The sequence below is a fragment of the Pseudomonas sp. NyZ480 genome, from assembly GCF_029537255.1.
In the GTDB taxonomy this organism is placed as follows: domain Bacteria; phylum Pseudomonadota; class Gammaproteobacteria; order Pseudomonadales; family Pseudomonadaceae; genus Aquipseudomonas; species Aquipseudomonas taiwanensis.
Window position 1 is genome coordinate 3,821,561 of record NZ_CP120626.1, and the last position, 26,638, is coordinate 3,848,198.

Below are 26,638 nucleotides of genomic sequence, written 5' to 3' on the forward strand. Positions count from 1 at the left end.
CCTAGAGAACCTTCGTAATGGTTATCGTCGGGTTTGCAAGTTGCTTTAGCGGTTTTCCAAAAAAAAATGCCATCACCGCGCCACCCCTTGCAAATCGGGCCTTTCAGCCCCGCACTCCGGCATCCCGCTCACCAGCCCCCTGTGAACCACGTCACATTTCAGCGCGAGGCGCCCTGCTCGATCAGGTGCACCAGCTCGTATTCGAGGTAATCAGCCAGCGCCAACCAGTCCTGGCGCTGCTGCGCATCGAGCATGGCCTGCAGAACCACCGCCCCCGCCTCAGCGTCGACCTGCGCCAGCACTGCATCGAACAACTCGACCATGCGCACCGCCCCCTCCACATCCCGCCCGAGACGCAACAACGCGGCACACTCACGGGCGGCCCCCACCTGATTGGCAGCAGTCATGGACAGAACTCCGGGTCGAAGGTGGTGCCGGCGATGTGCGCGCCGGCCCGGCTGGTATTGTGGAACCGCACCTGAGGATGGCGCGCGATGAATCGCTCCAGCTCGATCAGGTAGCCACGGAAGTTCAGCTGGGTGCGTACCCGCTGACCATGGCCATCGAGCACCCAATGCTGCGCAGCCGCAAGAGACGGACCGAGCACGCCGTCGTCCCAACCGGTATGGGTGCGGTTACCCGGGAAGGCGAAATCGGCGCCAAACAAAGTAATGCACGCCGCCCCCATCTTCACCGCCAGGTCCGTTGCCGGGTGAATCACGCTGCCGCCGACGAACAACTCGGCGCGCGGTATCTCTTGTCGCACCTGGGCATACAGCGCGCTGGCGGAATAGCCAGCGTAGCGCGGCCCACGCCAGTTGCCCAGCAACTCGACGTCCAACATCGGCATGTACACCAGTGCGGTTGTCGCGGAGTCGTCCGGCGGCAAGTGGTGCAAGCGGATCTTGTGATCGACACTGACCACGATGTCAGGCTGGATGCCGGCCCGCAGCAGCGGCAGGTAGGCAGTGTCGACACAGATGAACAGTGGCCGCTCAGCCTGGGCACGCACCCGCGCCAGGGCTGGCAGGTGCCCAGCCAGGGACGGCCCAGTGGCGATCACATAGCAGTCTCGTCCGGCCTGGGTGCCGAACAGGTCGGCCACATCAGGGTCCTGACGCAGCAACGGCAAACTGTCTTCGAGCAGCTTCTGCAAGCGCGGGTCAGCCGCATCGAAGGCGCGATTGTTGTCCGCCAGGTGCGCCTCACTGATCAGCCGGTCGCGAATCTTCGCGTTGAAGTCATCGGCCAGCACACGCTCGGATGGCAAAGCGAAGAATGGCAGGGCAATTTCCGCACTGTCACCGGCGTAAGCCAGTTCGACCCGAGGGTCTGCCAGCCAGTCGGACTGATCGAGCAGTTGCAGCACCAGCTTGAACAAGGCGCCATTGAGCAGGTACACCTGCAGCCGGACCAGCTCCGGCCGCTCCAGCAGCACGCGCTGCAGGTCACCCAGACCGGTACCGTAGAGATGGAGGATGGCACTGTCGACCGGCAAGCTCGCCGCCTGCAGACGTGCTTCGGCGAGCCGGTCGTGCCGACTGGTGAGCTGAACGCCGGACACGCTCAAGGTCGAGCCCAGGCCCTCCACCAGTTCGACTTCGAGCGCGCCGTCCGCCTCGCCCTGCAAGCGCTCGAACAGCGCTGGCCAGCGGGCCTGCAGCACTTCAGCATTACGCTGGAAAAACTCGCTCATGGGTTGAGCTTCCCTTACCTGCGAAACGCCGAAGAGTAACCTACTGGCAGCGCTTATTCAGCCTTGTAGAGAATCGCCGAACCCCACGACAGGCCGACGCCGAAGCCGCTGATGGCAACGCGCTTCCAGGTGCTGTCGAACATGTGCTTCTGCAACAGCAGCGGAACGCTCGAGGACACGGTGTTGCCGGTCTCGAGCATGTCCTTGATGAACTTGTCGGCCTGGGACTTCTCGGGATCTTCCTCGAAGCGTCGCGCCACGGCATCGACGATCGCAGCGCTGCCCTGGTGAATGCAGAAAGCGTCGATGTCGCTGTTCTCCAGACCTGACTCGCCCAGCAGTTCATGCAGGTGCGCCGGCACCTTGATCAAAGCGAAGTTGAAGACCTGACGACCATTCATGTAGAACTCGCCATCGGTGACCTTCAGGTGCGGCGCGCCGCCACCGTCGGTGCCGAACTTCGCCTTGCCCAGCTGCCAGGTGGCGCTCTCGCCCATCCAGGTAGCGGTGGCGGCATCGCCGAACAGCATGGTGGTGTTGCGATCTTCCGGGTTGACGATCTTCGAGTACGGGTCGGCGGTCACCAACAGGCCGTTCTTCAGGCCTGCGGCCTCCATGAAGCCTTTGAGCGCATAGATGCCATAGACGTAGCCCGAGCAGCCCAGGGAGATGTCGAAGGCCGCGACATGGGTCGGCAAGCCGAGCTTGTGCTGGACGATGGCCGCCGTGTGGGGCAGGCCTTCCTCGTCACCGTTCTGGGTGACGACGATCAGCGCGTCGATCGACTCGCGCTTGAGTTGCGGATTGGCGGCGAACAGGTTGTTGACCGCTTCGACGCACAGATCGGAGGTTTCCTGTTCATCGTCCTTGCGGGGCAGGAAGCTCGCGCCGATCTTGCCGAACATGAACGCTTCGTCCTTGCCGAATTTAGCGCCTTGTACATAGTTGTCCAGGCCGGCAGCGGGCACATAGCTCGCGATGCTTTTAATGCCGATCATCATGGCTTCCCAATAAATAACAGCTCAATACCACCGTCCGCATGACTCGAACGGCGCCTGAAAACGGGATCCACCACCCGGTGGACTGGGCGGCAGGCGGGGCAGGCGTGCAACAAATGCAGGCCTGGCCCATTAACGGTTACAGAGAGAGATGCCCGCTCTGACCGATAGGTCACGAATATTTCAAGACAATCGCATATTTTGCCAGGACTCGTCACCTCGACGATGAGGTGAGACGCGTCCGGTGCAAGGCAAACCAGTCGCAGTGAGGGCGGACCTCAGTCGAGCAGCGACCAGTCCAGCGCGGTGCCCCGCTTGAGGGGTTGCCGGGCCTTGCGCCCGAGCACCGCATCGAGATGGCCAGGCGCCAGCCCGAGACCCGGACGGATGGCCCGGACATTGCTGCGATCGAACACCTCGCCAGCGGCCATGTCGCGCACCACGTACAGCGAACGCCGGAATCGCCGCGAAGCTTCCTCGGCCGCTGTCGCGCCATAGTGCACCCGCCCAAGCGACTGCCAGGCACGTTCGGTTTCCAGCACCAGCGCCGCCATTTCCCGAGGCTCCAGGGAAAACGCCGCGTCCACACCGCCGTCGGCACGGTCGAGGGTAAAGTGCTTCTCCACCACCGTAGCCCCCAGCGCCACCGCCGCCACCGCCACGCCGACGCCCATGGAGTGGTCCGACAAACCAACCTGGCAGCCGAACAGCTCGCGCATGTGTGGGATGGTCAGCACGTTGCTGTTCTGCGGGCTAGCCGGATAGGTACTGGTGCATTTGAGCAATACCAGGTCACGGCAGCCCGCCTCTCGCGCCACCTGCACGGTGCGCTCGAGCTCCGCCAGGCTGGCCATGCCTGTGGAGATGATCATCGGTTTGCCGGTGGCCGCCACCTTGCGGATCAGCGGCAGGTCAGTGTTCTCGAAGCTGGCGATCTTGTAGGCCGGCACCTCGAGGCCTTCCAGAAAATCCACCGAGGTTTCGTCGAACGGCGTGGAGAAGACCAGCAATCCCAGTTCACGAGCGCGCTCGAAGATCGGCCGGTGCCACTCCCAGGGGGTATGGGCCTTTTCGTACAGCGCATAGAGCGAAGAGCCATCCCACAGGCTGTTCGGGTCGGCGATGAAGAACTCGCCATGGGCCAGGTCCAGGGTCATGGTGTCGGCAGTGTAGGTCTGCAGTTTCAGCGCATGGGCACCCGCCGCCGCCGCCGCCTCGACGATCTCCAGCGCGCGCGCCAGCGACTGATTGTGATTGCCGCTCATTTCCGCGATCACCAGCGGCGGCTGGTCCAGACCGACACAACGGTGCCCGATAGTGAAACTGTTCATGGGTTACTCCTGGAAAACCCGCTCGAACGCGCAGGGAGACTGCACGTAGCCAGCATCGATGAATAATTGCAATGATGCCTGATTGTCGGGCAACACCTGAGCGTCTATCGCCTTCAAGTCTGGCCACCGTTCACGCACGAAAGCCTCGCCACGGGCGAGCAGCGCCCTGCCCCAGCCCAGGCCGAAACGCCCTGCGAACAGGTACAGCGATACCCGCGCGCGTCGCCCCGGCAAGCGGTCGTAGCGCACACTTCCCACTGGCCCGTCGGCAGCCTCTGCGATCAACAGCAGGCGTTGCGGATCGGCCAGCGTCGCGGCCAGCCAGGCCTGATGCCCTGGCCAATCCAATGCCTGTCCCTGCTGCGAACGGCGCCGCACCTCGGGGGCGTTGCGCCCGTCGAACAACACCCGAGCATCTTCGATCCGGCCCTGACGCAACACCAGCCCCTCACCCAGCAAGGCCACAGCCATTCGCTGCGCCCCCCGCCCATCGACCAATGCGCGACTGCGTTCAGCGAAGCTCTGGCGCAGGGCCTGATTATCCAGCAGTAAGCCAATCGCTTGACGCAGCGCCGGCACATCGACGTGCGCGGCGTCGCCCAGATACAAGTGCATGCCCGCCCGAGCCATCGCCTGTGCATTGGCTCGCTGATTGTCCGCCACGCTCACGCACAGGCTCGGCAAGCCCAACGCGGCGCGCTCCCAGGTCGTACCACCACCGGCGCCGATGAATACGTCCGACGCGGCCATCCGCGCCGGCAGATCGTCGACGTAGGCGTGCAGCTCCCAACCGGGGCGCATGCTGCACAGCTGGGCAAGCATCCCGCGCTGCGGGTGCCCGACCCCGGCGATACACGTCACTTGCACGTCTTCGATGCAGGACAGCGCCTGCAAGGTCTTGGGCAGCATACCCGCCACATCGAATCCGCCGAAGCTGACCAACACTCGCCGGGCCTGGGGCGCGATCGTAATCGCCGGCTGCTGCAAGGCTGGCCGTACCAGTGCGTACCGTGGCCCCAGCAAACGTCGGCAGGTCGGTGTCAACAAGGGAGCGTAAAGCGCCTCGCTAGCGTTGAAATTCTGATCCAGCAGCAGGTCGGCCACGTGGGCGCGGTCGGCCAGGTCGTCGATCACCGCGACGAGCTGGGCCACTACCCGGGCAGCCTGCTCCCAGCGCGCATCCAGGGCATAGTGGTCGACAACCACCCAATCGAATCCAGCGCGCTCCGGCAACACCTCGCGCAGCGCGGCGATATCCGCCGCCCAAGGCTCGACGCCAGGCTGTTGCGGAGGCTGCTCCCAGGCAAAGACCTCGAAGCCTTCCTGTTCAATGGCCTCCCGCCGATGACCGTCGAGCAGGCAGCAGGCAAAACTGACCTGCGCTCCCCGCTCACGCAGGGCGTTGGCCAAGGTCAGGCAACGTGCTATGTGACCGACACCCATCGTCGAGGAGGCGTCCGCCCTCACCAGCACCCTCATGGGGCCAGCTCCCCGCCGGCCTTCAGCGCCGCATAGAGGTATTGCGCGCGCAGCCAGTCATCCTCGGTATCGATGTCTTGAACCAGATGCCGCGGAATGATCACCGGCAAGCTGCGCTCGGAATACAGCACCTCGTGCCGCAACCAGGCATCCACACGCCCCCAGTAGAACTGTCCGGCATCCTGGTAAGCCGGCGTCAGGTCCTGCGATCGGGTTTCACGGAACTGCGGGTACAACGGCACCAGCGCCCCCTGATCGTCCAGGGTCAGCGCCCGTTGGACGGGAAAGCCGAAATTGCATACAGAAAAGGCGAAGGAGCGCTCGGGGTGCTGCCGCAGCAATGCCAGCCCCTCTTGCAGGTAGCGCTGCTGCACGAAAGGTGCGGTGGCGTAGATGCAACACGCATGGGTCAGGACGTGCCCCTGGCTTGCCAGGGTCTGTAGGGCATGGCTGACCACGGCATGGGTAGTCGCATGGTCGTCGGCCAGGGAAGCCGGCCGCCGAAACGGCACCTGTGCGCCAAATTCCCGTGCCACCGCTTCGATTTCCGGATCGTCGGTACTGACCACTACTTGTTCGAACAGGCCACTGGACAGTGCTGCCCGGATCGAGTGGGCAATGATCGGCAACCCGGCGAAGGTCTTGAGGTTCTTGCGCGGGATCCGCTTGCTGCCACCGCGAGCGGGAATGATCGCGACATTACCTTGCGGACGCTCAGTCATACGCATTGGCCCTGGACGCGTCAAGCAGCCTGTACAGGCTGTCGACCACATGGTCCTGCTGAGCATCGGTCAGGTCCGGGTACATCGGCAGGCTAAGGGCCTCCGCGTAATAGCGTTCGGCCTGCGGGAAGTCCCCCAGGCTGAAACCCAAATCGCGGTAATACGGCTGCAAGTGAATGGGGATGTAATGCAGGTTGACCCCAACCCCCGCGGCCCGCATGCCCTCGAACACCGCTCGATGCGAACACTGCAGACGATCACTCTTCAGACGAATCACGAACAGGTGCCAGGCGGACTCGGCTTCCGCCTGGGGCGCCTGGACAGTCACCCGCAAGTGCGCCAGCAGACGCTGATAGCGAGACGCCAGCTCGCGGCGACGGGCAAGGAACGCATCGAGTCGCGTCAGCTGGGAAAGCCCCAGAGCGGCTTGTAGGTCGGTAATGCGGTAATTGAACCCCAGCTCCAGTTGCTGGTAGTACCAACTGCCGTGGCTCTCCTCGGTCATCTGGCTGGCGTCACGGGTGATCCCATGGCTGCGCAGCAAGCGCAAGCGCTGGCCCAGGTCGGCTCGATTGGTAAGGACCATGCCGCCTTCGGCCGTGGTGATGATCTTCACCGGGTGAAAACTAAACACCGTCATGTCGGCAAATTCGCCGCAGCCAACCGGCGCCCCCGCATAGCGCGCACCGACTGCATGGGCCGCATCCTCGATCAGGGTGAAACCATACTGCCGGGCCAGCGCCGCGATCGCACGCATGTCGGCGCTTTGCCCGGCGAACGCCACCGCGACCACGACCTTGGGCAAGCGCCGTTCCCGGGCAGCCTGCTCGAGCTTGACCGCCAGTGCTCCGGCATCGATCGTCCAGGTGTACGGGTCGATGTCGACGAAGTCGACGCTGGCCCCGCAATAGCGACCACAGTTCGCCGACGCGACGAAACTGATGGGGCTGGTCCACAAATAGTCACCGTCTCCCAGACCTGCGGCGAGACAGGCCAGGTGCAAGCCGGCGGTGGCGTTGCACACCGCCACCGCGTAGCCCGCAGCACAGCGCTGCGCGATAGCCTGCTCGAAGCGCTCGATCAGCGGGCCTTGGGTCAGCCAGTCGGACTGCAGCACCTCGACGACCGCGGCAACGTCCGCCTGGTCGATGTTCTGCCGGCCATAGGGAATCATGCTGGCAACCCGGCATGCAGGTCGGTCAGTTGCTCCACGGTCAGGAAAGCGGGGTTGGTGTCGGAGCGATACTCGAAGTCTTCGGCAACCCAGCGACCGGTTTCACCGACGCGGTCGACAGCGAAATCGACATCCATATGGTTGAAGCGAATCGACGGCACGATGGTGAAATGATCGCCAAATTCGAGGGTCATCCGCGCATCGTCCAAGGGGATCATCAATTCGTGCAGCTTCTCGCCCGGACGGATGCCAACCACATTCTGCGGCAGGTGCCCGGCCATGCCGCTGGCCAGGTCGACGATGCGAATGGAGGGAATCTTGGGCACGAACACTTCGCCGCCGTGCATGCGGGCAAAGCTGTCGAGCACGAATTGCACGCCATGGTCCAGGGTGATCCAGAAACGCGTCATGCGAGGGTCGGTGATCGGCAGCTCGCGGGCCCCCTCCTCGATCAAACGCTTGAAGAACGGCACCACCGAGCCCCGCGAGCCGGCGACGTTGCCGTAGCGAACCACCGCGAAACGGGTGTCCTGCTGCCCAGCGAAATTGTTGGCGGCCACGAACAGTTTGTCCGACAGCAGCTTGGTCGCGCCATACAGGTTGATAGGGCTAGCGGCCTTGTCGGTGGACAGCGCGACGACTTTCTGAACACCGTTCTCAATCGCGGCGGCGATGATGTTCTCGGCACCATTGACGTTGGTACGGATGCACTCGGTGGGGTTGTACTCGGCAGCAGGTACATGCTTGAGCGCCGCGGCATGAACGACATAGTCGATGCCGCGCATGGCCTGACGCACACGCTCGGCATCGCGCACATCGCCCAGGAAGTAACGCATGCACGGCGCATTGAAGCGCTGCTGCATCTCGTACTGCTTCAGTTCGTCCCGGGAGAACACCACGACGCGTCGCGGCCGGTAACGCTCAAGCAGCCGTTCGATGAAGCGACGCCCGAACGAACCGGTTCCCCCGGAAATGAAAATGGACTTGTCGTCGAACATACCTGGATCCTAGGTTGGGCGCCCTCGTCTGACGAGGTCACCCGGTTGCAGTGTCAGGCCAGGCGCACAGCGTACATATTTCTGACTCGCGCCCCCTATGATCCAGCCCGAAGCAAGATGCAGGCCAGCCCCATGGGGGCGCGAGATCAGCCGACCAAGCCAGCCCAGTCCAGCGCCGCCTTATCCAGGGCAAGGTCCGTGCCTTGGATACCACCCTGCCATTGCGCCGACCATTTGGCGCGCAAGGCCGCCAGTGCTACCTCATCCTCTACGAGCGTGCCTGGGTGGATCACCTGGACCTGCGGTGTCCACACCGTCAGCAGGCCGGCTGCGGCGGCTTTCAGACACAGGTCGACATCACCGTGAGCGTGGGCGAAGACCGCCTCGTCCAGGCCTTCCAGGGCGCGGAAGACTTCGCTACGAATCATCAGGCAGCTCGCCGAGACTGCCGGACAGTTCTGCTCGACCGACAGCCGGTTCAGGTAGCCACCGGCCTCTGCGGACTCGCCGGCGAAGGCTGGCACAACCCTACCTTCAGCCTCCAGCCGCAGGCCGGCCTGGCTGAGCTTGCCAGAAGCATCGAGCAATTTGCCGCCGACCACGCCCACTTCCGGACGCTGCGCCTGGTTCAGCAGGGCCTCGATCCAGTTGGCGTTTACCACCTCGGCATCGGCCGCCAGCAGCACCAGGTACTCGCCCTTGGCCTCGGCACAGGCCGCATTGCACAGGGCGGCGGGGCTCAGGCGCTCGGCACTTTGCAGCACGCGCACCTTGCCACCGCCTTGCTGAAGCTGCGCCAGCCAATCCAGCAACCCTGGCGATTGGCTGGCGTTGTCGGCGATCAGCACTTCGTAACGCAGGTACCGGGTACGCTGCAGGATGCTTTCCAGGCAACGCTGGAGCTCGGCAAAGTTGTCCTGGCTCTGCAGCACGATGCTCACCAGCGGTCGCTCGATGTGACGGTAATCGATACGCAGGGTACCCACGCTCGGAGTGCTGACCTGGGCCTTGTAGCCACGGGTCGCCAGATGCCGGACCAGAGTCTGGCGCGCATGTTCGTTGTCGCTGGCATTCGGCACCGGGGTGATCAGCAGTGGCTCGTCGAGGTGGGCCAGGCCATTGAGGCCGCCCTGCTCGATCAAGCGCAACAGCAGGTCGAACTCCAGGGCGTCTCGGTACTGGTTGTCAAAGCCACCGGCTTCCACCAACGCTTCGCGGCGCAGCAACCAGTGACGCGCCATCAGCGCAGGATTTGTCTGCAGCAGGTCAAGGTTGACCCCAGGGCGCCGCAGTTCACGCCAGGCTCCATTGGCCTGTTGCTGGATCTCGTCCACCGCGACAGCACGGCAATCCGGCGCGTTCAATAGTTCGAGGCTCGCGCGCAAGAGGCCAGTGGCGGTGAAACGATCACCAGCCTCGGCCAGCAGCAGCCATTCGCAGGCGGTCTGTCGGGCGATCTGGTTGATCCGCTCGACATAGTCTTCACGGCTGACCTTGATGAAATGCAGGGTGTTGTGCAGCGAGGTGACCATCGGTGGTTCGCCGGTGGTGAACACCATGATCCGGAATGCGTTGCTCAAGCCCCCCAGCAAGCTGTCGAAGGTTTCCTGCAGCCTGGACATATCGTTTTCCAGGTCCAGCAGCAGAATGCCGAACTGCGGCCCGCCCTGGTGCAGCGCCAAATGCTCGTTGATTGCGCTCAGCGCCGCTGCGTCGGGCTTGCGCGCCTCCAGCCAATCGAGCAGGCGCCCCGAGCGCATGTTGCCAAGCAACTCTCGCCCTGACTGCTCCGACACCTGCAAAAGACGCATCAGCCAGGCCGCGAACAGCTCCGCCTCTTCGACCTCACCGGACGCTCGCAGCTGCTCGACCAGTCTCTGAATGACCTTGCGGTTAAATCCGTTGCACTCCAGCGCCTGCCACAAGCGCCCCTTGAGGGTGGCCTGGGTATCGCCGTCCTGCAATTGGAGCAGATATTCCTGACGCAACAACAAGCCCTCGAGCTGCTCCAATTGCAGACGCCCGGCAGGCATGGCGTGAACCAGGAATTCCAGCTCGGTCAGGCGATCGAAGAACGCCTGGTTGTAGAAAGGCATCTCCACATATTGCGATGGCAGGAAGCTACGCACTGGCGGCTTCAGCGGATCGGCCCAGCTGGAGGTCCACACCTTTTCCAAAGTCAGCGCCCGGCGCTGGAACAGGCTCTGGGCCATGGCCGCGAAGCTGTCCAGGGCATGCTGGCGCAACGCCTCGCGGCTCAGTCCTTCAATGGCCGTCGGCAGACCGGCGAGGAAGTCGGCGAATGCTTCACGCCCAGCCACCGACTTGGCGTCGGTGAAACTGAGCACGTGGATCACTTCGGTCTTGTGCTCGGAGCTGCCGTAGTTGGCCTCGCGCACGGCATAGGGAACCGGCAGGATCCGCGCCTTGGCGTTGGCCAGCAAGAAGTACACATGACCGATCTCCTGCCATTCGAAGCTGGTGCCCTCGGGCAGCAGTTCGAACCAGCGGCGCAGCAGCTCGGTGCGGGTAACGGCAAAGAACGGCGGAATGAACTCGTCCATGTAGTCCATCACCCGCTGTTCCGCACGCGGGTGGCCGTAGTCCTCGCTGACCTTCTTGTCCCGGCGGAAGTAATTGATGCGGGTGGCCTCTGCCAGGTACATCATGCTGTAGCCATGGCACATCCCGTAGTCCGGGTTGGCGTCGAGAAAATCCAGCGATTGGTTCAGGCCGTCCTGTAGCAGGAAGTCGTCGTCGGCGGCGAAGGCCATGTAAGGCGTGCGTACCAGGCTCACGCCATGGGTCAGCTTGGCCTGGAAGCCCAGGTACGAGTACTGCGGCAGGTGCAGGTACTCGACACCCGGGAACTGTGCAGCGATAGCCGCGGCAGACTCGGTAGAGGAATCGAGCACGAGGATCGAGCACGGATAGCTGCTGTAGTACTGCAACGTGCGGTGCAGGAATACCGGACGGTTGTGGGTCATCAGCACCAGTGTGAATCGCTCGCGCAGCGTGGCTGCCTGGTCTGCTGCGAAATTGCCTTGCATAGTCTTCACCACCATTGGCGTTGCCGCCGAAGAAATCGAACCCTGTTGAATGTCTCAGCGAACCCGGCGCAGGTAGCCGTCCGGCGCCACGGTCACCAACAGCTTGTTCTGCAGCTGATAGTCGATCTCGAAGCTGTCGTTGCCCTTGAGGTATTCCCAGACCGCGGTCTTGGGGTTATCACCGTGGCCCCATGGGCGATCGGGGAAGAAATCGGCCGGCATGTCCTCGACCACGGTGTCCATCACCACGCAGTAGCTGCCCACGGCCACCAGTGGCGCGTACAGCTCAAGCTCCTTGAGCACGTGTTCGTGGGTGTGGTTGGAGTCGAGCACCAGGATCACCTTCTTGCCTTCGGCAATGGCCTTGACCTGCTCGGCGATGGCAGCATCGATGCTGGACCCTTCGATCATGCGCACGCGCTTGCTCATCGGGTGCGCCTCGATAGCCTCGCGGTTGTGCGGGCGGATATCGATGTCGATGCCCAGCACCTCACCGTGGCCCTGCAGTTCCAGCAGCGAGGCGTAGTAGAGAATCGAACCACCGTGGGCGATACCGCATTCGATGATCAGGTCAGGCTTCACCTGCCAGACAATCTCCTGCATCGCCATCATGTCCTGGGGCAACTGGATGATGGGCCGGCCCATCCACGAAAAGTGGTAGCTGTACTTGTGCGCGGCAGACTTGTTAAAGAAGTCGCGGGACAGCTGCTGCAGCTCCTTGTCTTCACCCTGGGCGGCAATTTGCGCGTTGCATTCGGCTTCGAAGGCTTGGATAGGCGTGTCGGTCATTGTGCTTCACTCGGTTGGCAGGTCAGTGAAATCGGCGCTGTCGACGGCGTGATAGACGAAACGATCGTCGGTCATGCGGCGGATTTCTTCGAGGTAGTTGGAATTCATCACGAACAGCTGCGCGCCCTGCGGCAGGGCCGCGAGCGCCTCCTGCGGCGAGGACACCCGCGCCCCGCTCAGGGGCAGATAGCGGCCTTGCTTGGCCGGGTTGATGTCGATCACCCAGTCCACCGGCGCGCCGGCGCGCTGCAGGAACAGCGAATAGATCACGCCCTTGGACGAGGCGCCCCAGATCGCCGAGCCACGCTGGCCATCGCGCTGCACGATGTGCACGGCGCGCTCCAGGCTGGCGCTGAAGTCGGCAGGCAGCGTCAGCCTGGGCACCGGTTCAAGATCGGTACGCAGGCTGGCAAGGTCGGCCACGATGTACAGGTACTGGCCGTCGAACAGGTGGCCGGCTTCGGCGACGGTACCGAACAGACGGCGCAGATCGCTTAGGCGGAAATAGTTGACGTGCTCGTAGAACAGGTCGAACCAGGCCTTGTGCTCGATGATCCAGTCCAGGCACGGCACTTCGATGTAGATCTGTCCCGCCCCGCCATTGGCCTCGGCAATCGCCACGAGGAAGGACACTGGGTCTTCGATGTGTTCGAGCACATGGCGCAGCACGATGGCGTCGGCCGAGCGGTTCAGCTCACGGGTGAACGGGGCCTTGACCACGTCCGGGTTGTCGCCTTCGTAGGCTGGGTCAATGCCGGTGACGGCATAGCCGCGTTCGCGCAGCAACTCCAGGAACCAGCCCTTGCCGCAACCGACTTCGATCAGGCTCTGGCCCTTGAAGTAGCGGGCGATGACGCCTTCCACGTCGTCCAGGTGGCGCTGGAAACGCGCCGAGTGAGCCTGCTCGTTCTGGTAGTCACTGTCGTAGCTGAGCCGGTCTGCCTCGAAGGCGTCGTTATAGACCAAACCCGTACGGCTGTCCTGCACGAGGCGCATGTCGGCACTGGCCGAGGCGCGTGCCGACTCGGCATCGGCGAAGGTGCGGTTCTGCAGCACCGGCAGGCCAGTGGCGCGGTACAACTCATGCTTCATCACAAGCTCCCAGCTGGGCCCGCAACCGACGGGCATCGCCCCAGAACGCCATCGGTTCGTGGGCCGGATAAGGGTAGTGCCCCAGGTTCAGCGCCATGCGTGCACCACGGCGGGCGATATGGGTCTCGACCAGCGTGCGAACCGATATCGGCTGACCACTACAGCAATTGACCACACCGCTGAAATCACCCTGGCCAAGCAACTCGGCCATGTAGCCGACGGCGGTCTCGATGGGCAGGAAATCGCGCAACTGCTCACCACCCGACATATCGAAGCGCGCCAGCCCGTCATCGATGGCCCGGTCCAGCGCCGCCAGCAGGCTGCTGGGGTTCTGCCCTTCGCCGAACAGGTAGAACAGCCGAACCCACTGCAAAGCGAAGGGCTGCTGCCGGGCCAGGCTTTCCAGGAACAGGCGCAGGCTGTGCTTGGCCAGCCCGTAGGGGTTGGCCGGCTGGCACGGCAGCGACTCATGCAGCGCACCGTTTTGCAGGCCGTATTCAAAACAGGTACCCGTGACCTGGACCCGGGCAACCCCGCGCTGAACCACGCGCTGGATAAAGCCATAGTCAGCCATCAGGTTGTGCTCGAAGTGAAACAACCCCTGGTAATTAGGCAACCCAGGCCAAGCCAGGTGCACCAATGCGTCGACACCGTCGCACAGCGCGTCGATCGGCAGTTGCGGGTCATGGATATCGGCGCTGACGAACTCGACTTGGTCGAACCACGCCATCGTCCGGGCGATTTCCGGTCTGCGCGCGACGGCGCGCACCTGATGCCCGCGAGCCAGAAGTGCACTGACCAGATGCCGGCCAACGAAACCGGTGGCCCCTGTGACAAGCACGTTCAAGGCACTCACAGGATGGTCAGCTCCGGCACGGCGATGACGAACCGCCCACCCCATTCATGGACTTGCGCCTGCTGCTCGCTGATCTCCTTGAGCAGGTTCCAGGGCAGTACCAGCACGTAATCGGGCTGTTCGATGGCCAGGCGCTCAGGGGCAACCACTGGAATCCGACTACCTGGCAGGAACTTGCCCTGCTTGTGCGGGTTGGCGTCGGCGACCCAGGCCAGCAGATCAGGCTTGACCCCGGCGTAGTTGAACAAGGTATTGCCCTTGGCAGCTGCGCCATAGCCGACCACGCGCTTGCCTTCGGCCTTGGCCTGCAGCAGGAAGCGCAACAGCTGGTGCTTGATGCGTTCGGCCGCAGGCGCCAGGGTGCTGTAGAACGCCGCCGTACTCACACCCACACCCGCCTCGATGCCGAGCAGGTCATCGACGCTGGGCTGGCGCACCTGCGGGCCACCAGCGCGCTGCGCGAACACGCGCAGCGAACCGCCATGGGTGGGCAGTTCGCTGACATCGAAGATCTCCAGGCCGTTGCGCGCGCACAAGGTATTCACCGCGGTCAGCGACAGGTACGAATAGTGCTCGTGGTACAGGGTGTCGAACTGATGCTCGGCCATCAGGCAGAGCAGGTGTGGAAACTCGAAAGTGGCCACGCCGCCTGGCTTGAGCAGGGTGGCGAAACCGCTCAGGAAATCGTTGATGTCCGGCACATGGGCCAACACGTTGTTGGCTGCCATGAGGTCGGCCGACCAGCCTTCCTTGACCAGCTCGCGGGCGGCTTGCTGACCGAAGAACACTTCACGGATCTCCAGCCCCTTGTCGCGTGCTGCCTGGGCAGTGCTGCGGGTGGGTTCCACACCCAGGCAAGGAATGCCGCGCTCGGCCACATATTGCAGCAGATAACCATCGTTGGCGGCGATTTCCACTACACGGCTGTGCGTGGTCAGCCCAAAGCGCTCGACCATCTGCCCCACGTAGTCGCGGGCATGAGCCAGCCAGGAGCTCGAATAGGAGCTGAAATAGGCGTAGTCGGCATCGAACAATGCATCGGCGCGTGTGTAATCCTCGGTCTGCACCAGCCAGCACTGCTCGCACACCGCCACTTTCAACGGCACCCAGGCCTCGGCCGCGGCCAACTGCTCGGCGCGCAGGTAGGCATTGGACGGCGGCGCGGTGCCAAGGTCGATCAGGGGCAGGCTCAGGCAGGTACCACAGCCACGGCAGTTCATGGACATACTCCGGTGAACGATGGGGTCAGCCAGGGGTGCTCGGCATCCCTGGCTGACAGATTCTTGACAGGCAGCGGCCAGGCGATGGCCAGTTTCGGATCGTGCACCGACAACCCGCCTTCGCGGCCCGGCGCATAGTCGGCGCTGTGCAGGTAAAGCAGTTCGGCTTCCTCGCTCAGCACCTGGAAGCCATGGGCAAAGCCCGCTGGGATCAACAGGCTGCGGCCATCGCCGGCACGCAGGTGCTCGGCGTGCCACTGCAGGAAGGTGGGCGAACCCTGGCGCAGGTCCACGGCCACGTCCCAGACTTCACCGCGCAGGCAGGTGATCAGTTTGGCTTCCGGGGTATCGCCAAGCTGGTAGTGGAGGCCACGTACGCTGCCCTGACCGAGGGTGTGCGAGTGGTTGATCTGACGCACCTGGAACGGTGTGCCCAGCTCGCCCAGGCTGGTTTCGCAGAACAGCCTGGCGAACTGGCCACGCGCGTCGCCATGACGCTTGTGCTGGACGCTGAACAGGCCGTCGAGGGGCAAGGCTTGCAGTCGCAGATCAGTCACGACAGCTCCGCATACAGGTTCAGCTGGTCGAGGGTGAAGGCACGCATGTTTTCGCCGCGCTGCCAGGCAAGGTGCCAGTCGAGGGTGTGACCAAGGCACTCGCGCAACGTCCAGCGCGTGCGCCACCCCAGCACCTGGCGGGCGCGGGAGCTGTCCAGGCGCAGCAGGCCGGCCTCGTGCAGCTCGCTCGGCTCCACCTGCAGCCCAGGCGCTTCGGGCCATTGGCGGGCAAGGTAATTGACCACTTCGCCAACGCTGCACATGTCCTGCTCGCCTGGCCCGAAGTTCCAGGCGCCAGCATAGGCCGGGCCTTCCTGGTACAGGCGCTCGGCCAGAAGCAGGTAGCCGGCCAGTGGCTCCAGCGCGTGCTGCCAGGGGCGCACGGCGTGGGGATAGCGCAGGGTTACCGGCTCACCTGCTGACCAAGCCTTCAGCACATCGGGGACCAAGCGGTCGGCGGCGAAATCGCCACCGCCCAACACGTTACCGGCGCGGGCGGTCGCCAGGGCCAGGCCGTGTTCGGCGTGCTTGGCCGCCGGGAAGAACGAGGCGGCATAGGATTGTGCCAGCAGCTCGCAGCAGGCTTTGCTGCTGCTGTAGGGGTCGTGCCCGCCGAGGGCTTCGTTCTCGCGGTACGGCCACGGCCATTCCTGGTTGGCGTAGACCTTGTCGGTGGTCACCAGCACGCAGGCGCGCACTCCACCAACCTGGCGCACGGCTTCCAGCAGGTTGAGGGTGCCCATGACATTGCTGGAATAGGTGCCCAGCGGGTCCCGGTAGGCTTCGCGCACCAGCGGCTGCGCCGCCAGATGCAGGACGATTTCAGGCTGCACTTCGGCCACGACTTCAAGCAACGCCGCCAAGTCACGCAGGTCGCCGCGCACATCAGTGATATCGCTGCCGACCCGGGCCAACTCGAACAGACTGGGTTCGCTGCCAGGGTCCAGGGCGAAACCCGTGACCTGCGCGCCCAGCTCACGCAGCCAGAGCGCAAGCCAACTGCCCTTGAAGCCGGTGTGACCGGTCAGCAGGACACGCTTGCCCTGCCAGAACGCTGGGTTCAGGCCCACTGTTTCCATGGTGCCTCCCCGTTCTGCCAGAGGTGTTCCAAGTGGTTCTTGTCGCGCAACGTATCCATCGGATGCCAAAAGCCATCGTGCTGGAAGGCGTGCAACTGCGACTCGGCAGCCAGCCGCGCGAGCGGTTCGGATTCCCAGGAGGTCTGGTCATCGGCGATGTAGCCAAGCACCTTGGGCGAGAGCACGAAGAAGCCACCGTTGATCCAGCCGCCGTCGCCACGGGGCTTCTCGACGAAACCGCTGACCCGGTCGCCATCGCGCGCCAGTGCACCATAGCGTCCTGGGGGCTGTACGGCGGTGACGGTGGCCAGCTTGCCGTGGGCCAGGTGGAAATCGACCAGGGCGCCGATATTCAGGTCCGAGACGCCGTCACCATAGGTGAAGCAGAACGCTTCTTCGCCCTCCAGGTAGCGCGCTGCGCGGCGCAGGCGACCACCGGTCATGGTCTCCTCACCGGTGTCGACCAGGGTGACCCGCCATGGCTCGCTGTAGTTCTGGTGTACGTCCATGCGGTTGGCGCGCATGTCGAAGGTGACGTCCGAGGTGTGCAGGAAGTAGTTGGCGAAGAAATCCTTGATCGCGTACCCCTTGTAGCCCAGGCAGATCACGAAATCGTGGATGCCGTGGGCCGAGTACTGCTTCATGATGTGCCAGAGAATTGGCTTTCCACCGATCTCGATCATGGGCTTTGGCTTGAGGTGGGACTCTTCGCTGATACGCGTGCCCAGTCCACCCGCCAGAATTACCGCCTTCATGTAGTCCCCTCTTGTTCGTCACCGGCCATGGGTCGTGTGGCTGCACGATTTATGGCGATATGACGGGGGACTTGCAGGAAACGCGCCAAATGGCGTCTTTCACCCTAGGCTCTGTGTGGAAAGTCTTGAGACGAAGCCCAGGCAAGGCGAAAACAGCCGAGGAAGCGGAGTTTACGGGTTGTAAATGAGCATTCCGAGGCTGTCTTCAACGCAGCATCACCGAGTATCTAGGCTTTTCGTACAGAGCCTAACCTGCGCAGATGGCGAGCTGTTCGCAGACGCCACGCCATCCGCGAACAGCCCTGGAAAGCCTCGATCAGCCTGGCATCCACCCGCTGTACCAATGCTGCACATGCTCTTCACGCAGCACATAGTCACGCAGCACTTCCTGCTTCAGTCGGTCACCCATGCGGAAACTCTCGTCCGGGTCGGCCAGGTGCATGCGAATCGCCTCCAGCCACTCCGCCGTGCTGTTGGTCTTGATTCGCGTGCACGGCAGGTAGCCTTCGTAGGCGCGGGTGTCGGTGACGATCACCGGGTACCCACAGGCGCCGTACTCAAGCAGGCGCAGGTTGCTCTTGCAGTCGTTGAAAATGTGGTACTCCAACGGCGCCAGGGCCAGGTCCAGGTTCAGGCTGGCGAGCTTGGCCGGGTACAGCTCCAGCGGTACCGGCGGATGGAACTCGCTGATGTACGGCCGCAACGCGGGCGGACACATGCCGAAGAACACCCAGTCGACCTCGTTCGCCAAGGTCTTGACCACATCGGCAATCACCTCCAGGTCACCTGTGTGGCTGGTGCCACCACCCCAACCTACCCGCGGCTTGCGCGAGGTGCGACGGTGGCTGCGCAAGCCTGTCCAGAGCTGCTCGGCAAGCATGTTCGGCATCACCCGGATATCACTGTGGGTGTCATGCAGCGCATCCGCCAGGGCCTGGGTCGACACCACGAGGCGGTCACAACGCTCGATACCTCGACGCAGCGATCTTTCCAGATCCTTGGGCGTGTGCTTGAGGTGACCATTCTTCTTCGGCACGTTGATCACGTAGTCGTCCAGTTCATAGATGCAGAAGCCCTTGGAGAAGGTCTTGAGCCGTTCGATTTCCTTGACGAAACCTTCCGTGTAACGCCCTTGCAGAATCGCGACATCTGGCGAGCAGCGCTCCAACTCGACGTTGGTCGGGATCTCGAAATACTGCTGCTGGGTGACCCAGCCGGCCTTCTCCAGCTCTACCACCGGCTGGATTACCCGATAATGCCCAACCGCCGTCTTGTTCATCGGCAAGGCCAGCACATGGGGCAATGGGCGACCGACGAAGGGCGTCCAGGCCGCCTTGAGGCCCGGGTCCAGGCAGAAGCTAGAACCATTGAGTGACAGGTTGATGTTGTAGGCCGGGTCGCGCGCCACGACCGGCATCCAGGCGCGGAAGAAGGCATCATGCTGTTCCGCCAGCCGAGCCTGGCGCTCAGCTTCGCGCTGCGGGTCGACCGCCGCCGCTGGCGGAGGGTCGAGCACCAGCCGGGCATCCGGCGCCCAGACCACCAGGTAACCAGCCTTGCCCAACCGCAGCCCCAGGTCGACATCGCTGAACGCCAGGTCGAAGACGCTGTCGTCGAGCCCTCCCAGTTCGATAAAGAGCTGCTTGCGCACCAGCAGGCAATCGGCGCCGACAACTGAATAATTCTGCGCCACCTGCAAGCGCTGCATGTAACCGCCCGCCTCCATCGGCTCACCGACGAATGGCGAACCCACCGCTCCACGCAGGCCAAGCACGCCACCGGCATGGACGACAAGGCCGTGGCCATTGCACAACTTGGCACCCACCGCGCCGACTTCATGGCGCTGCCCGTGACTGAGCAACGCATCGAGCCAGTCTGGCTCGGTGGCAACGACGAACGGACTCAACATCAGCAGGTAGTCGCCACGGGCATGTTGCGCGGCCAGGTTCTGCACAGTCGCGAAGCTGGTTTCCTCTTCCAGCTTCAGCACCCGTAACTTGTCGCCGCCCATCTGCTGCAGGGCTGCCAGCCAGGCATGGGTGTCGGCGCCCTGGCTGGCATTATCGACGATCAGCACTTCGTAGTGGCTGTAGGCGGTCTTCTCCAGCACGCTTTCCAGGCAACGCTCGAGCGCTGGCAATTGATCCCGGGCACTGATCACCAGGCTCACCAATGGCTGCGTGGCATGCAGGTAACGCACATGGTTGATCGCGCCGCCGTCATTCTGTAACCGATAGGCCACGCCCAATCGCTTGAGGTGCGCATCGAGCAGGCGAGGATTTTCCTCGATCACGTCCGTCGAGGACAACCAGGCGGCATAGCTCAACGTGGTTTCAGCCAGGACTTCTGGAATGTGCTCGATGGTCTGCGGGCCACGGCTTTCCACCAGGCGCCAGAGCAAATCGTGGGGCGCCAGCTCGCGGTAACCCGCGGCAAAACCACCCAGCGTTCGAATGGCCTCACGGGAGTACGCCAGCATGCGACCGGTGTAGGGGTAGCCGCGCATCAGGTCGAGGTTGAAGTCGGGCTTGAATACAGGTTCCGCTGAGACCCCCTCCCGAAGACTACCCTCATCGCCGTAGCAGCAGGCCATTTGTGGACGAGCGACGATCCGTTCGGCCAGCAGCATCAGACTGAACGCATTGAGCCGATCACCGGCGCGCAGCAGGTAGATCCAGTCCACGCCCTCCAGCTGGTCGACCAGGCCGTTCAACTGCTCGGCCCAATCAGCCTGCAACAGCTGGCCGATCACCCGGCCATCCTGCAGTACCGCCGTAGGCGCGCTGGAGAGAACCAGGGTGGTATCGGCGCCATAGGACTGATGCGCGATACTGTCCAGGGTCACTTGCAGGGCCTGGGCATCGCCCTCGCGGTCGATCACCACCGGCACGATGCGCGGGCGCGTCGGCCAGTGCTCGCTCAGGCGCATCAGCCGCGCCAGCACCAGAGGGTCCTGGCGGCAGGCCAACCATTTGCCATAAAGCTCGGCAAAACTGTCGCTGTCACTGCCGACATGGGACTCGTGAATTGCCTGAAGACAGCGCAAGGTGTGGACCAGGAACAGGTTTTCCCAAGTACGCTGACCAGCACGTTCGTCCGGGTGCAGGATCTGCACCCGTACCCAACCGGAGAACGGCTCGCGCTCGGCGGTGCGCGCCGCGAACATGTCACGCAGGTGCTGCGCTTCCTGAACAGCCGCGGCCTTCACATGATCCTGGCGACGCAGCTGGTCGGGATGAACCCGCTCCACACAATGTACCCCGGCGGTGACGCCCAGGTGCCCTCGGCGCAGCAGGCACACGAACAGGACAAAGTCGAGCAGGGCCACGAAGCCCGGTGCCAGCGCCGGCAGCAGTTCGCGCAGATCACTGGCGCGCAGCAGCACGCTGCTCAGTCCGCCGATGAAATTGAGTTGACGGGTCTCGAAGAAATCCAGCAGGTCGTCGCCATTGAACAGGGTATCGCCAAAGGTAACCGGGCTGGTCTCCAGACGCTGCGGCAAGATGTGATCTTCGGCATCCACCAGATAACGTCTGGCCGCGACCAGACTGACATCGTCATGAGTTTCGAACAGGCGTACCTGGTTGGACACGCAATCGGCCATCAGGCGGTCATCGTCACAGAGGAACTTGATGTACTGCCCCTGACTTTGCTCTAGCCCAAGCTGCAGGTTCCCGGCAAAACCCAGTGGCTGCCGGTTGCGTACATAGACCAGCGGGTGACGCGCCAGGCTGCGCAACTCCTCGACCACCGCCTCGATCTGCGCCCCACGGCTGTCGTCGCAGACAATGACCTCGAGGTTGTCGTAGTCCTGAGCCAAGGCACTGACCAAGGCCGCTCGGAAGTAATCAGGATTGCAGGCAGGGATGACGAGGCTGACTAGAGGGACTGGGTTCACGGGGGAATCTCTCGACCGATGACTGCCCGCAGGGAATTCAGAACAGTCGACAACACGGGAAAAACAGCGCGCCTGCTGCGCTCACCCCTGGCGGGTGGCGCAGCAGGCGGCGGGCTTGATCAACCGATGGCGTTGAACAGGCTCAGTTGGCTGATACGCGCGAAGGCTGCCTGGGACGCTTCGAGCATGGTCTTCTGTTGAGTCAGGCGAACCAGCACGGTGGCAGGGTCGGAATCGCGGATCGACGATTGCGTGGTGGTATTGGCGATACCCAGGCTCTCGTTGGTGTTCTGCTGGATTTCCAGCGCCTTGCCCCGCGCACCGATATCGGTGACCGAGCGGTTCAGCTGATCCTGACCACTCTGGATGTTGGCAATGGCCGAGTCCAGGTCGGCACGCAGTTGCTGGTAGGCCGCGTTGTCGCCGTCGATCGGCTTGCTCAAGGCCGTGCGCAGCTGGGCAACGGTGTCCAGCACGTTCTGGGTCTGGTGGTTGTCGACATTCACCATGTACTGGTCGCCGGACTGCTGCGGCGGCGTCGTGGTGAAGGTGAAATCGACCCCCGCGGCCGAGGCGACGTTACCCGCCATGGTGCCACTGGCCACCGGGCGGCTGTCGGCGGTCAGCGGCTGGGCATACAGCTCGAAATCCGTGGCGCTGGTGAACTTGATCACCGCACCGCCGCTGGGGAACATGGCCTGGTACTTGGCCGGGTCGGTGACGCTGACGGAAGACACCTGAGCGCTGGAAGAGTTGCCCGGGCTGCGAGTGGCCGTGATGGTGTCAGGCTTGCTCTGCAAGGTGAAGGTATGACCCGCCACCGCCGTGTCCGGAACGTCGCCGTCCTGAAGATTGATGTTCAGGCGCAAGTCGACCCCACGGAAGCTGATCATCGAACCACCTGCGGTGTTCGGATCGAAGGTGCCGCCCTGCGTGGCTTCGGCGGTCACGTCGTTGCCCAGACTGTCAGTGATGCTGTACTGCGTACTGCTGAGCATGGTGATGGTATACGGCTGGCCGCTACGGAAACGGTCATTGTAGGTCACGCTGCCGGACACCTGGCCGTTGGACAGCTTCACACGCCCATCATCCACCACCGGGTTGGTCATGGTGGTCTGGGTACGACTGGTATTGAGCGCCTGTTCGAACACGCTGTAGCCGGTGCTGTTGCCAGCCATCTTGAGCATGTCGCCGACCTGCAGTTCAAGCTGGGTCTGGTCGCCCTGGTAGCTGTAGGTGCCATCGGCATTGCGTACGAATGGCGCGGTGTCGGTCTTGGAGCCAGCGAACAGGTACTGACCGTTCTCGTCACGGCTGTTCATCAAACTCAACAGCTGGTCTTCCAGCTGACTCAGCTCGGCTGCCTTGGCCTTGCGCTCGGTATCGGTGTAGCCGGCGTTCCCCGACTCGAGCGCCAGCTCGTTGACCCGCGTCAGGATCGTGTTGATCGAGTTGAGCGTGGTTTCGGCCTGGTTCAACGAGTTGGTGATGTTGGTCGCGTTGGTCTTGTACTGCGCCAGCATGTCCGCCTGGTTGCCCAGTTGCAGCAGACGTGCGGCACCCACCGGGTCATCGGCGGCGGTGTTGACTCGAACGAAGGAGCTGGCCTCCTCGTTGGTCTTGATCAGGTTGGCATAGTTGCGCTGGTAGTTCGCCGCGCTGGACTGGTAGAACTGGGCCGTGGAAATACGCATGGATCAATACTCCTTAAAGCGCGGCGATCAAGGTGTTGAAGATTTCCTGAGCAGCTTTGATGATCTGCGAAGAGGCCGTGTAGTACTGCTGGTACTTGACCAGGTTGCCGGCCTCTTCGTCGAGCTGCACACCAGACAAGGAATCACGGGCACCGGTCGCCTGGGTCAGGATGACACCGGTTGCCTCGCTGTCCATCTGGCCTTGCTTGGCCTGGGCACCGACGCTTTCCACCAGTTTGCCGTAGGCGTCGGTGATGCTGATGCCCTTGGTCGAACCGATGTCCATGGTCTGCTTGGTCTGCAGCTCCTGCAGGGACAGCGCATTGCGGTTGTCCGAAGAACCTGCGCCGGTCAGCGAGACGGTGTAGCTGTCGCCTTGCTTGGGCGAACCGGCGACATCCATCTCGAAGCTGAAGGTTTTCTGCACACCACTGCCGTCGGTGATCGGGTTGCCCGCGGAGTCGATCATCGGCACATCGAACTTCAGGGTGTTGTTCTGCCCCGGAACGAAGGTGCCGGTGCCGATGCTGTTGCCCTTGGCATCGAACGCTTCATAGGTTTGCGGCGAGGTGGTTTCATCACCGAACACCAGGCGCACCGGCGTGGAATACTTGATGCCGGTCTGCAACTCAAGGCGCTGGGTCGGGTCGGCGATATCCAGCACCGAGGTCAGGACAGGTTGAGCGATCACACCGGTACCGGTATTGCCGCTACCGGACGTCGCGGTCAGCGGCGCGGCCAGGGCCAGGCGCTTGGCGTCGGTAAGCACCACGTCGATTTCCGCCGCAGCATTGCGGGTCGGGGTGATCTTGAAGCTATCGCCCACCGCCGCGGTACCGCTCTTAAGGTCGATGCTGAAGCCGTCGATCACAGGGGCCGGGTCGTCGTTGGTGCTGTAGGTGCCCATGTCGGTGCCATCGGGCAGCTTCTTGACCTGGTACTTGTCGGCGGTCGGCCCGACGAAGGTCACCTGGTAATCGCTGGTGCTCAGCTTGCCAGTATCGCGGATGACCACGTTCAGGTCGGCGGAGCCCGAGTTGCCCACCTTGGGCGTGCTGCGTGCGGACATCGCCTTGTCGCTGTTCAGGTCGTTGAACAGCGCGGCACCGAACTCTCCGTTCTTGTCGATACCCTGGCCGAGCTGCGAGTTGATTTGCTGCGACACCACCAGCGCGATGCGGCCCAGTTCGTTCATGGCCGGCGCCAGGGTCTCGCTGCGATAACGCAGCAGACCGCCCATTTCGCCGCCCGTGATGCTACTGGTGACGTCCATGGTGGTGCTACCACGGTCGAGCTTGATCGAATACTGGGTCGGGTCGGTGGCGCTTGGCTCGGCGCTCATCTTGTTGGTGGTCTTGCCCAACACCAGCGACTGGCCGTTCTTCAGGTAAACGTCGATGCTGCCGTCACGCTCGACAGCTTGCACACCCACCAATTCGTTGAGCTGGCGGACGGCTTCGTTACGCTGGTCGAGCAGGTCGTTCGGCTGGCCGGTGACCGCCGAGACCTTGGAAATCTGCTCGTTGTACTGGGCAATGCTGGAGGTCAGCTCGTTGATCCGCGCCGTCATCGAGCTGAGGCTGCCGTTGATGTTGGTATTCTGCTCCTTGAACTGCGCGGCCAGGCTGTTGAAGCGGTTGGCGAGCGCGTCGGCATTGCTCAGCAACAGCTGGCGGGAAGCGTCTTCGGTCGGCTTGTTGGCAGCGCTCTGCAGGGCGGAGAAGAAGTTGGTCAGCGCTCCGGTAATACCGGTGTTGCTGTCGGACAACAGGTTGTTGAGCGGCGTGACCTGATTCAGGTAGGCAGTGCTGTCGCTGTTGAGCGACGTGGCGGTCTGCAGTTGCGCATCGAGGAAGGCGTTGTACACCCGGCGCACGTCCGCCAGTGTTGTCCCGGTGCCCATGAACACCTGGCCTTCCTGGAGCGAACCCTTGGACCGCTGAACATTCTGCTGGCGAGAGTAGCCGGCGACATCGGCGTTGGCGATGTTGTTACCGGTGGTATGCAGGCCCGCCTGGGAGGCCGACAGCCCCGACATGCCAATATTGATCAAACTCGCCATGGTTTCCTGCCCTTAAAGTTTCGTTGTGTTACCGAGCGATGCATAGCTCTCGTACGACTTCATCTGTCTTGCGATCTGCGAGATCTTGCTGGCGTATTCCGGGTCGGTGGCGTAACCGGCCTTCTGCAGCTCTCGCACGAACTGTTCTGGCTTATCGGCAGACTTCACCGCTTCTTGATAGCGGGAATTGTTCTGCAACAAGCTGACCAGATCATGGAAACTGTCCTGGTAAGAGTCGTAGGAACGGAACGCTGCCGTCTCCTTGACGAACTTGCCGTCACGGAACTCGCTGGTGATCGCCCTCGCCTCGCCACCTTCCCAGTTGCCGGTCGCCTTGATGCCGAACAGGTTATGGCTGCTGGTGCCGTCACTGTTGCGCATGACCGATTTGCCCCAACCGGTTTCCAAGGCTGCCTGGGCGACCAGGTAACGGGGGTCGACGCCAATGCGCTTGGCAGCCTGCTCGGCCATCGGCAGCATGGTGGCGACGAAGGCGTCGCTGTCGGCGAAGGCTTTTTTCGGCGCAAGCGGCGGCTGCGCCACGGCGCGGCCCAGGATGCGCATGCCACGCTCGGGCGCGGCGAAGGTCTGCGCAGCACCTGCTACCACCTGCCCTTCACGGGGTGGCACCGCAGCGGTATTGGTGGTTGCCGCGGCGTTGCCTGCCGATGGCACGATACCGGCCAGCAGGCGATCGGTGAGCTTGCTCGGTAGCGCCAGGCGCCGCGAATTGAGCGCGGCCACATCATTGCGCGTGGCGGTCGACTGGGTCGCGTGCACAGGCTCGGCCACTTTGTTGCCCCACAAGGCCGGGGCGTGGCCGTCGATGCGCGGGAATGGGCTGGTGTTGGCCGGCGCGGCCTTGTTCTTCGACAACTGGCGAACCAGCACGTCCTGCAGGCCGATACCTCCACCCTCGCGGGACATGCTCACGGCCAACTGCTGGTCGTACATGTCACGGTACTGCTTGACCGTCTCGGAATTCATCGGGTTGTCGTCGGCCAGCACATCGCTGGCCTTGCGCGAGGCTTTGAGCATCTCACTGATGAACAGCGACTCGAACTCCTGGGCCACCTTGCGCACGTTGGCGTCGCTGTCACGATCGCCATGCTTGAGCGAATTGAGACGATTGAGGTCGGTGTACGCACCGCTGTCGGCACCGCTGGAAACTTTGGTATTCATCAGTCG

20 protein-coding genes are annotated in these 26,638 nt (G+C 63.1%); all 20 read right to left on the reverse strand.

Going from position 1 to position 26,638, the window contains the following annotated elements:
- Positions 1–158: 158 nt before the first annotated feature.
- The 20 genes from P3R38_RS17510 to flgJ all read right to left on the reverse strand — a co-directional run bounded on the left by P3R38_RS17510 (position 159) and on the right by flgJ (position 26,632).
- A complete protein-coding gene (locus tag P3R38_RS17510; RefSeq protein WP_104881400.1) occupies positions 159–407 on the reverse strand; it encodes a hypothetical protein in 249 nt (82 codons plus the stop codon).
- The gene (locus P3R38_RS17515) at positions 404–1,696 is read right to left on the reverse strand and encodes a 6-hydroxymethylpterin diphosphokinase MptE-like protein (RefSeq protein ID WP_023381540.1); all 1,293 of its coding nucleotides are present in this window, start codon (positions 1,694–1,696) and stop codon (positions 404–406) included. Before P3R38_RS17515 ends, P3R38_RS17510 begins: the two co-directional genes overlap by 4 nt.
- A 53-nt stretch (positions 1,697–1,749) precedes the next feature.
- On the reverse strand, positions 1,750–2,694 hold the full coding sequence (locus tag P3R38_RS17520) for a ketoacyl-ACP synthase III (protein ID WP_023381541.1): 945 nt from the start codon (positions 2,692–2,694) through the stop codon (positions 1,750–1,752).
- 278 nt (positions 2,695–2,972) lie between these two features.
- Positions 2,973–4,025: a pseudaminic acid synthase gene (pseI, locus tag P3R38_RS17525; protein WP_023381542.1), complete on the reverse strand. Its 1,053-nt coding sequence runs from the start codon at positions 4,023–4,025 to the stop codon at positions 2,973–2,975.
- A gap of 3 nt (positions 4,026–4,028) precedes the next feature.
- Positions 4,029–5,504: a UDP-2,4-diacetamido-2,4,6-trideoxy-beta-L-altropyranose hydrolase gene (gene pseG / locus P3R38_RS17530; protein WP_277686466.1), complete on the reverse strand. Its 1,476-nt coding sequence runs from the start codon at positions 5,502–5,504 to the stop codon at positions 4,029–4,031.
- Entirely contained in the window at positions 5,501–6,226 is a 726-nt protein-coding gene (gene pseF / locus P3R38_RS17535; protein WP_023381544.1) for a pseudaminic acid cytidylyltransferase, read from the reverse strand. Before pseF ends, pseG begins: the two co-directional genes overlap by 4 nt.
- Complete coding sequence (gene pseC / locus P3R38_RS17540) at positions 6,219–7,400, reverse strand: UDP-4-amino-4,6-dideoxy-N-acetyl-beta-L-altrosamine transaminase (RefSeq protein ID WP_277686467.1); 1,182 nt, start codon at positions 7,398–7,400, stop codon at positions 6,219–6,221. The genes pseF and pseC overlap by 8 nt, the downstream gene beginning before the upstream one ends.
- On the reverse strand, positions 7,397–8,398 hold the full coding sequence (gene pseB, locus P3R38_RS17545; RefSeq protein ID WP_023381546.1) for a UDP-N-acetylglucosamine 4,6-dehydratase (inverting): 1,002 nt from the start codon (positions 8,396–8,398) through the stop codon (positions 7,397–7,399). Before pseB ends, pseC begins: the two co-directional genes overlap by 4 nt.
- Before the next feature lie 146 nt (positions 8,399–8,544).
- On the reverse strand, positions 8,545–11,448 hold the full coding sequence (locus P3R38_RS17550) for a TIGR00180 family glycosyltransferase (protein ID WP_277686468.1): 2,904 nt from the start codon (positions 11,446–11,448) through the stop codon (positions 8,545–8,547).
- A 54-nt stretch (positions 11,449–11,502) separates the two neighbouring features.
- Positions 11,503–12,237, reverse strand: a complete 735-nt coding sequence (locus tag P3R38_RS17555) for a cephalosporin hydroxylase family protein (protein ID WP_023381548.1) — start codon at positions 12,235–12,237, stop codon at positions 11,503–11,505.
- 6 nt (positions 12,238–12,243) lie between these two features.
- The gene (locus tag P3R38_RS17560; protein ID WP_027908233.1) at positions 12,244–13,329 is read right to left on the reverse strand and encodes a class I SAM-dependent methyltransferase; all 1,086 of its coding nucleotides are present in this window, start codon (positions 13,327–13,329) and stop codon (positions 12,244–12,246) included.
- Positions 13,319–14,176, reverse strand: a complete 858-nt coding sequence (locus P3R38_RS17565; RefSeq protein WP_027908232.1) for an NAD(P)-dependent oxidoreductase — start codon at positions 14,174–14,176, stop codon at positions 13,319–13,321. Before P3R38_RS17565 ends, P3R38_RS17560 begins: the two co-directional genes overlap by 11 nt.
- 5 nt (positions 14,177–14,181) lie before the next feature.
- Positions 14,182–15,405: a class I SAM-dependent methyltransferase gene (locus tag P3R38_RS17570; protein ID WP_027908231.1), complete on the reverse strand. Its 1,224-nt coding sequence runs from the start codon at positions 15,403–15,405 to the stop codon at positions 14,182–14,184.
- Positions 15,402–15,962, reverse strand: a complete 561-nt coding sequence (gene rfbC, locus P3R38_RS17575) for a dTDP-4-dehydrorhamnose 3,5-epimerase (protein WP_023381552.1) — start codon at positions 15,960–15,962, stop codon at positions 15,402–15,404. Before rfbC ends, P3R38_RS17570 begins: the two co-directional genes overlap by 4 nt.
- The gene (gene rfbG / locus P3R38_RS17580; protein ID WP_023381553.1) at positions 15,959–17,041 is read right to left on the reverse strand and encodes a CDP-glucose 4,6-dehydratase; all 1,083 of its coding nucleotides are present in this window, start codon (positions 17,039–17,041) and stop codon (positions 15,959–15,961) included. The genes rfbC and rfbG overlap by 4 nt, the downstream gene beginning before the upstream one ends.
- On the reverse strand, positions 17,023–17,796 hold the full coding sequence (rfbF, locus tag P3R38_RS17585) for a glucose-1-phosphate cytidylyltransferase (protein WP_023381554.1): 774 nt from the start codon (positions 17,794–17,796) through the stop codon (positions 17,023–17,025). Before rfbF ends, rfbG begins: the two co-directional genes overlap by 19 nt.
- Before the next feature lie 316 nt (positions 17,797–18,112).
- Positions 18,113–21,694 (reverse strand): glycosyltransferase, encoded by a 3,582-nt coding sequence (locus tag P3R38_RS17590; protein WP_277686469.1) that lies wholly within the window; start codon positions 21,692–21,694, stop codon positions 18,113–18,115.
- A gap of 119 nt (positions 21,695–21,813) precedes the next feature.
- Positions 21,814–23,388: a flagellar hook-associated protein 3 gene (locus P3R38_RS17595; protein ID WP_023381556.1), complete on the reverse strand. Its 1,575-nt coding sequence runs from the start codon at positions 23,386–23,388 to the stop codon at positions 21,814–21,816.
- A 13-nt stretch (positions 23,389–23,401) separates the two neighbouring features.
- Positions 23,402–25,450 carry a flagellar hook-associated protein FlgK gene (gene flgK / locus P3R38_RS17600; RefSeq protein ID WP_023381557.1) on the reverse strand — a complete coding sequence of 683 codons (2,049 nt, stop codon included), beginning with the start codon at positions 25,448–25,450 and terminating at the stop codon, positions 23,402–23,404.
- A 12-nt stretch (positions 25,451–25,462) separates the two neighbouring features.
- Positions 25,463–26,632, reverse strand: coding sequence for a flagellar assembly peptidoglycan hydrolase FlgJ (flgJ, locus tag P3R38_RS17605; RefSeq protein WP_023381558.1), 1,170 nt, complete (start codon positions 26,630–26,632; stop codon positions 25,463–25,465).
- Positions 26,633–26,638 lie beyond the last annotated feature (6 nt).

Excerpts from the sequence above, each read along its gene's own strand:
- P3R38_RS17510 (WP_104881400.1), bottom strand. The coding sequence starts at position 407 with ATGACTGCTGCCAATCAGGTGGGGGCCGCCCGTGAGTGTGCCGCGTTG.
- P3R38_RS17515 (WP_023381540.1), bottom strand. The coding sequence starts at position 1,696 with ATGAGCGAGTTTTTCCAGCGTAATGCTGAAGTGCTGCAGGCCCGCTGG.
- P3R38_RS17520 (WP_023381541.1), bottom strand. The coding sequence starts at position 2,694 with ATGATCGGCATTAAAAGCATCGCGAGCTATGTGCCCGCTGCCGGCCTG.
- pseI (WP_023381542.1), bottom strand. The coding sequence starts at position 4,025 with ATGAACAGTTTCACTATCGGGCACCGTTGTGTCGGTCTGGACCAGCCG.
- pseG (WP_277686466.1), bottom strand. The coding sequence starts at position 5,504 with ATGAGGGTGCTGGTGAGGGCGGACGCCTCCTCGACGATGGGTGTCGGT.
- pseF (WP_023381544.1), bottom strand. The coding sequence starts at position 6,226 with ATGACTGAGCGTCCGCAAGGTAATGTCGCGATCATTCCCGCTCGCGGT.
- pseC (WP_277686467.1), bottom strand. The coding sequence starts at position 7,400 with ATGATTCCCTATGGCCGGCAGAACATCGACCAGGCGGACGTTGCCGCG.
- pseB (WP_023381546.1), bottom strand. The coding sequence starts at position 8,398 with ATGTTCGACGACAAGTCCATTTTCATTTCCGGGGGAACCGGTTCGTTC.
- P3R38_RS17550 (WP_277686468.1), bottom strand. The coding sequence starts at position 11,448 with ATGCAAGGCAATTTCGCAGCAGACCAGGCAGCCACGCTGCGCGAGCGA.
- P3R38_RS17555 (WP_023381548.1), bottom strand. The coding sequence starts at position 12,237 with ATGACCGACACGCCTATCCAAGCCTTCGAAGCCGAATGCAACGCGCAA.
- P3R38_RS17560 (WP_027908233.1), bottom strand. The coding sequence starts at position 13,329 with ATGAAGCATGAGTTGTACCGCGCCACTGGCCTGCCGGTGCTGCAGAAC.
- P3R38_RS17570 (WP_027908231.1), bottom strand. The coding sequence starts at position 15,405 with ATGAACTGCCGTGGCTGTGGTACCTGCCTGAGCCTGCCCCTGATCGAC.
- rfbG (WP_023381553.1), bottom strand. The coding sequence starts at position 17,041 with ATGGAAACAGTGGGCCTGAACCCAGCGTTCTGGCAGGGCAAGCGTGTC.
- rfbF (WP_023381554.1), bottom strand. The coding sequence starts at position 17,796 with ATGAAGGCGGTAATTCTGGCGGGTGGACTGGGCACGCGTATCAGCGAA.
- P3R38_RS17595 (WP_023381556.1), bottom strand. The coding sequence starts at position 23,388 with ATGCGTATTTCCACGGCCCAGTTCTACCAGTCCAGCGCGGCGAACTAC.
- flgK (WP_023381557.1), bottom strand. The coding sequence starts at position 25,450 with ATGGCGAGTTTGATCAATATTGGCATGTCGGGGCTGTCGGCCTCCCAG.
- flgJ (WP_023381558.1), bottom strand. The coding sequence starts at position 26,632 with ATGAATACCAAAGTTTCCAGCGGTGCCGACAGCGGTGCGTACACCGAC.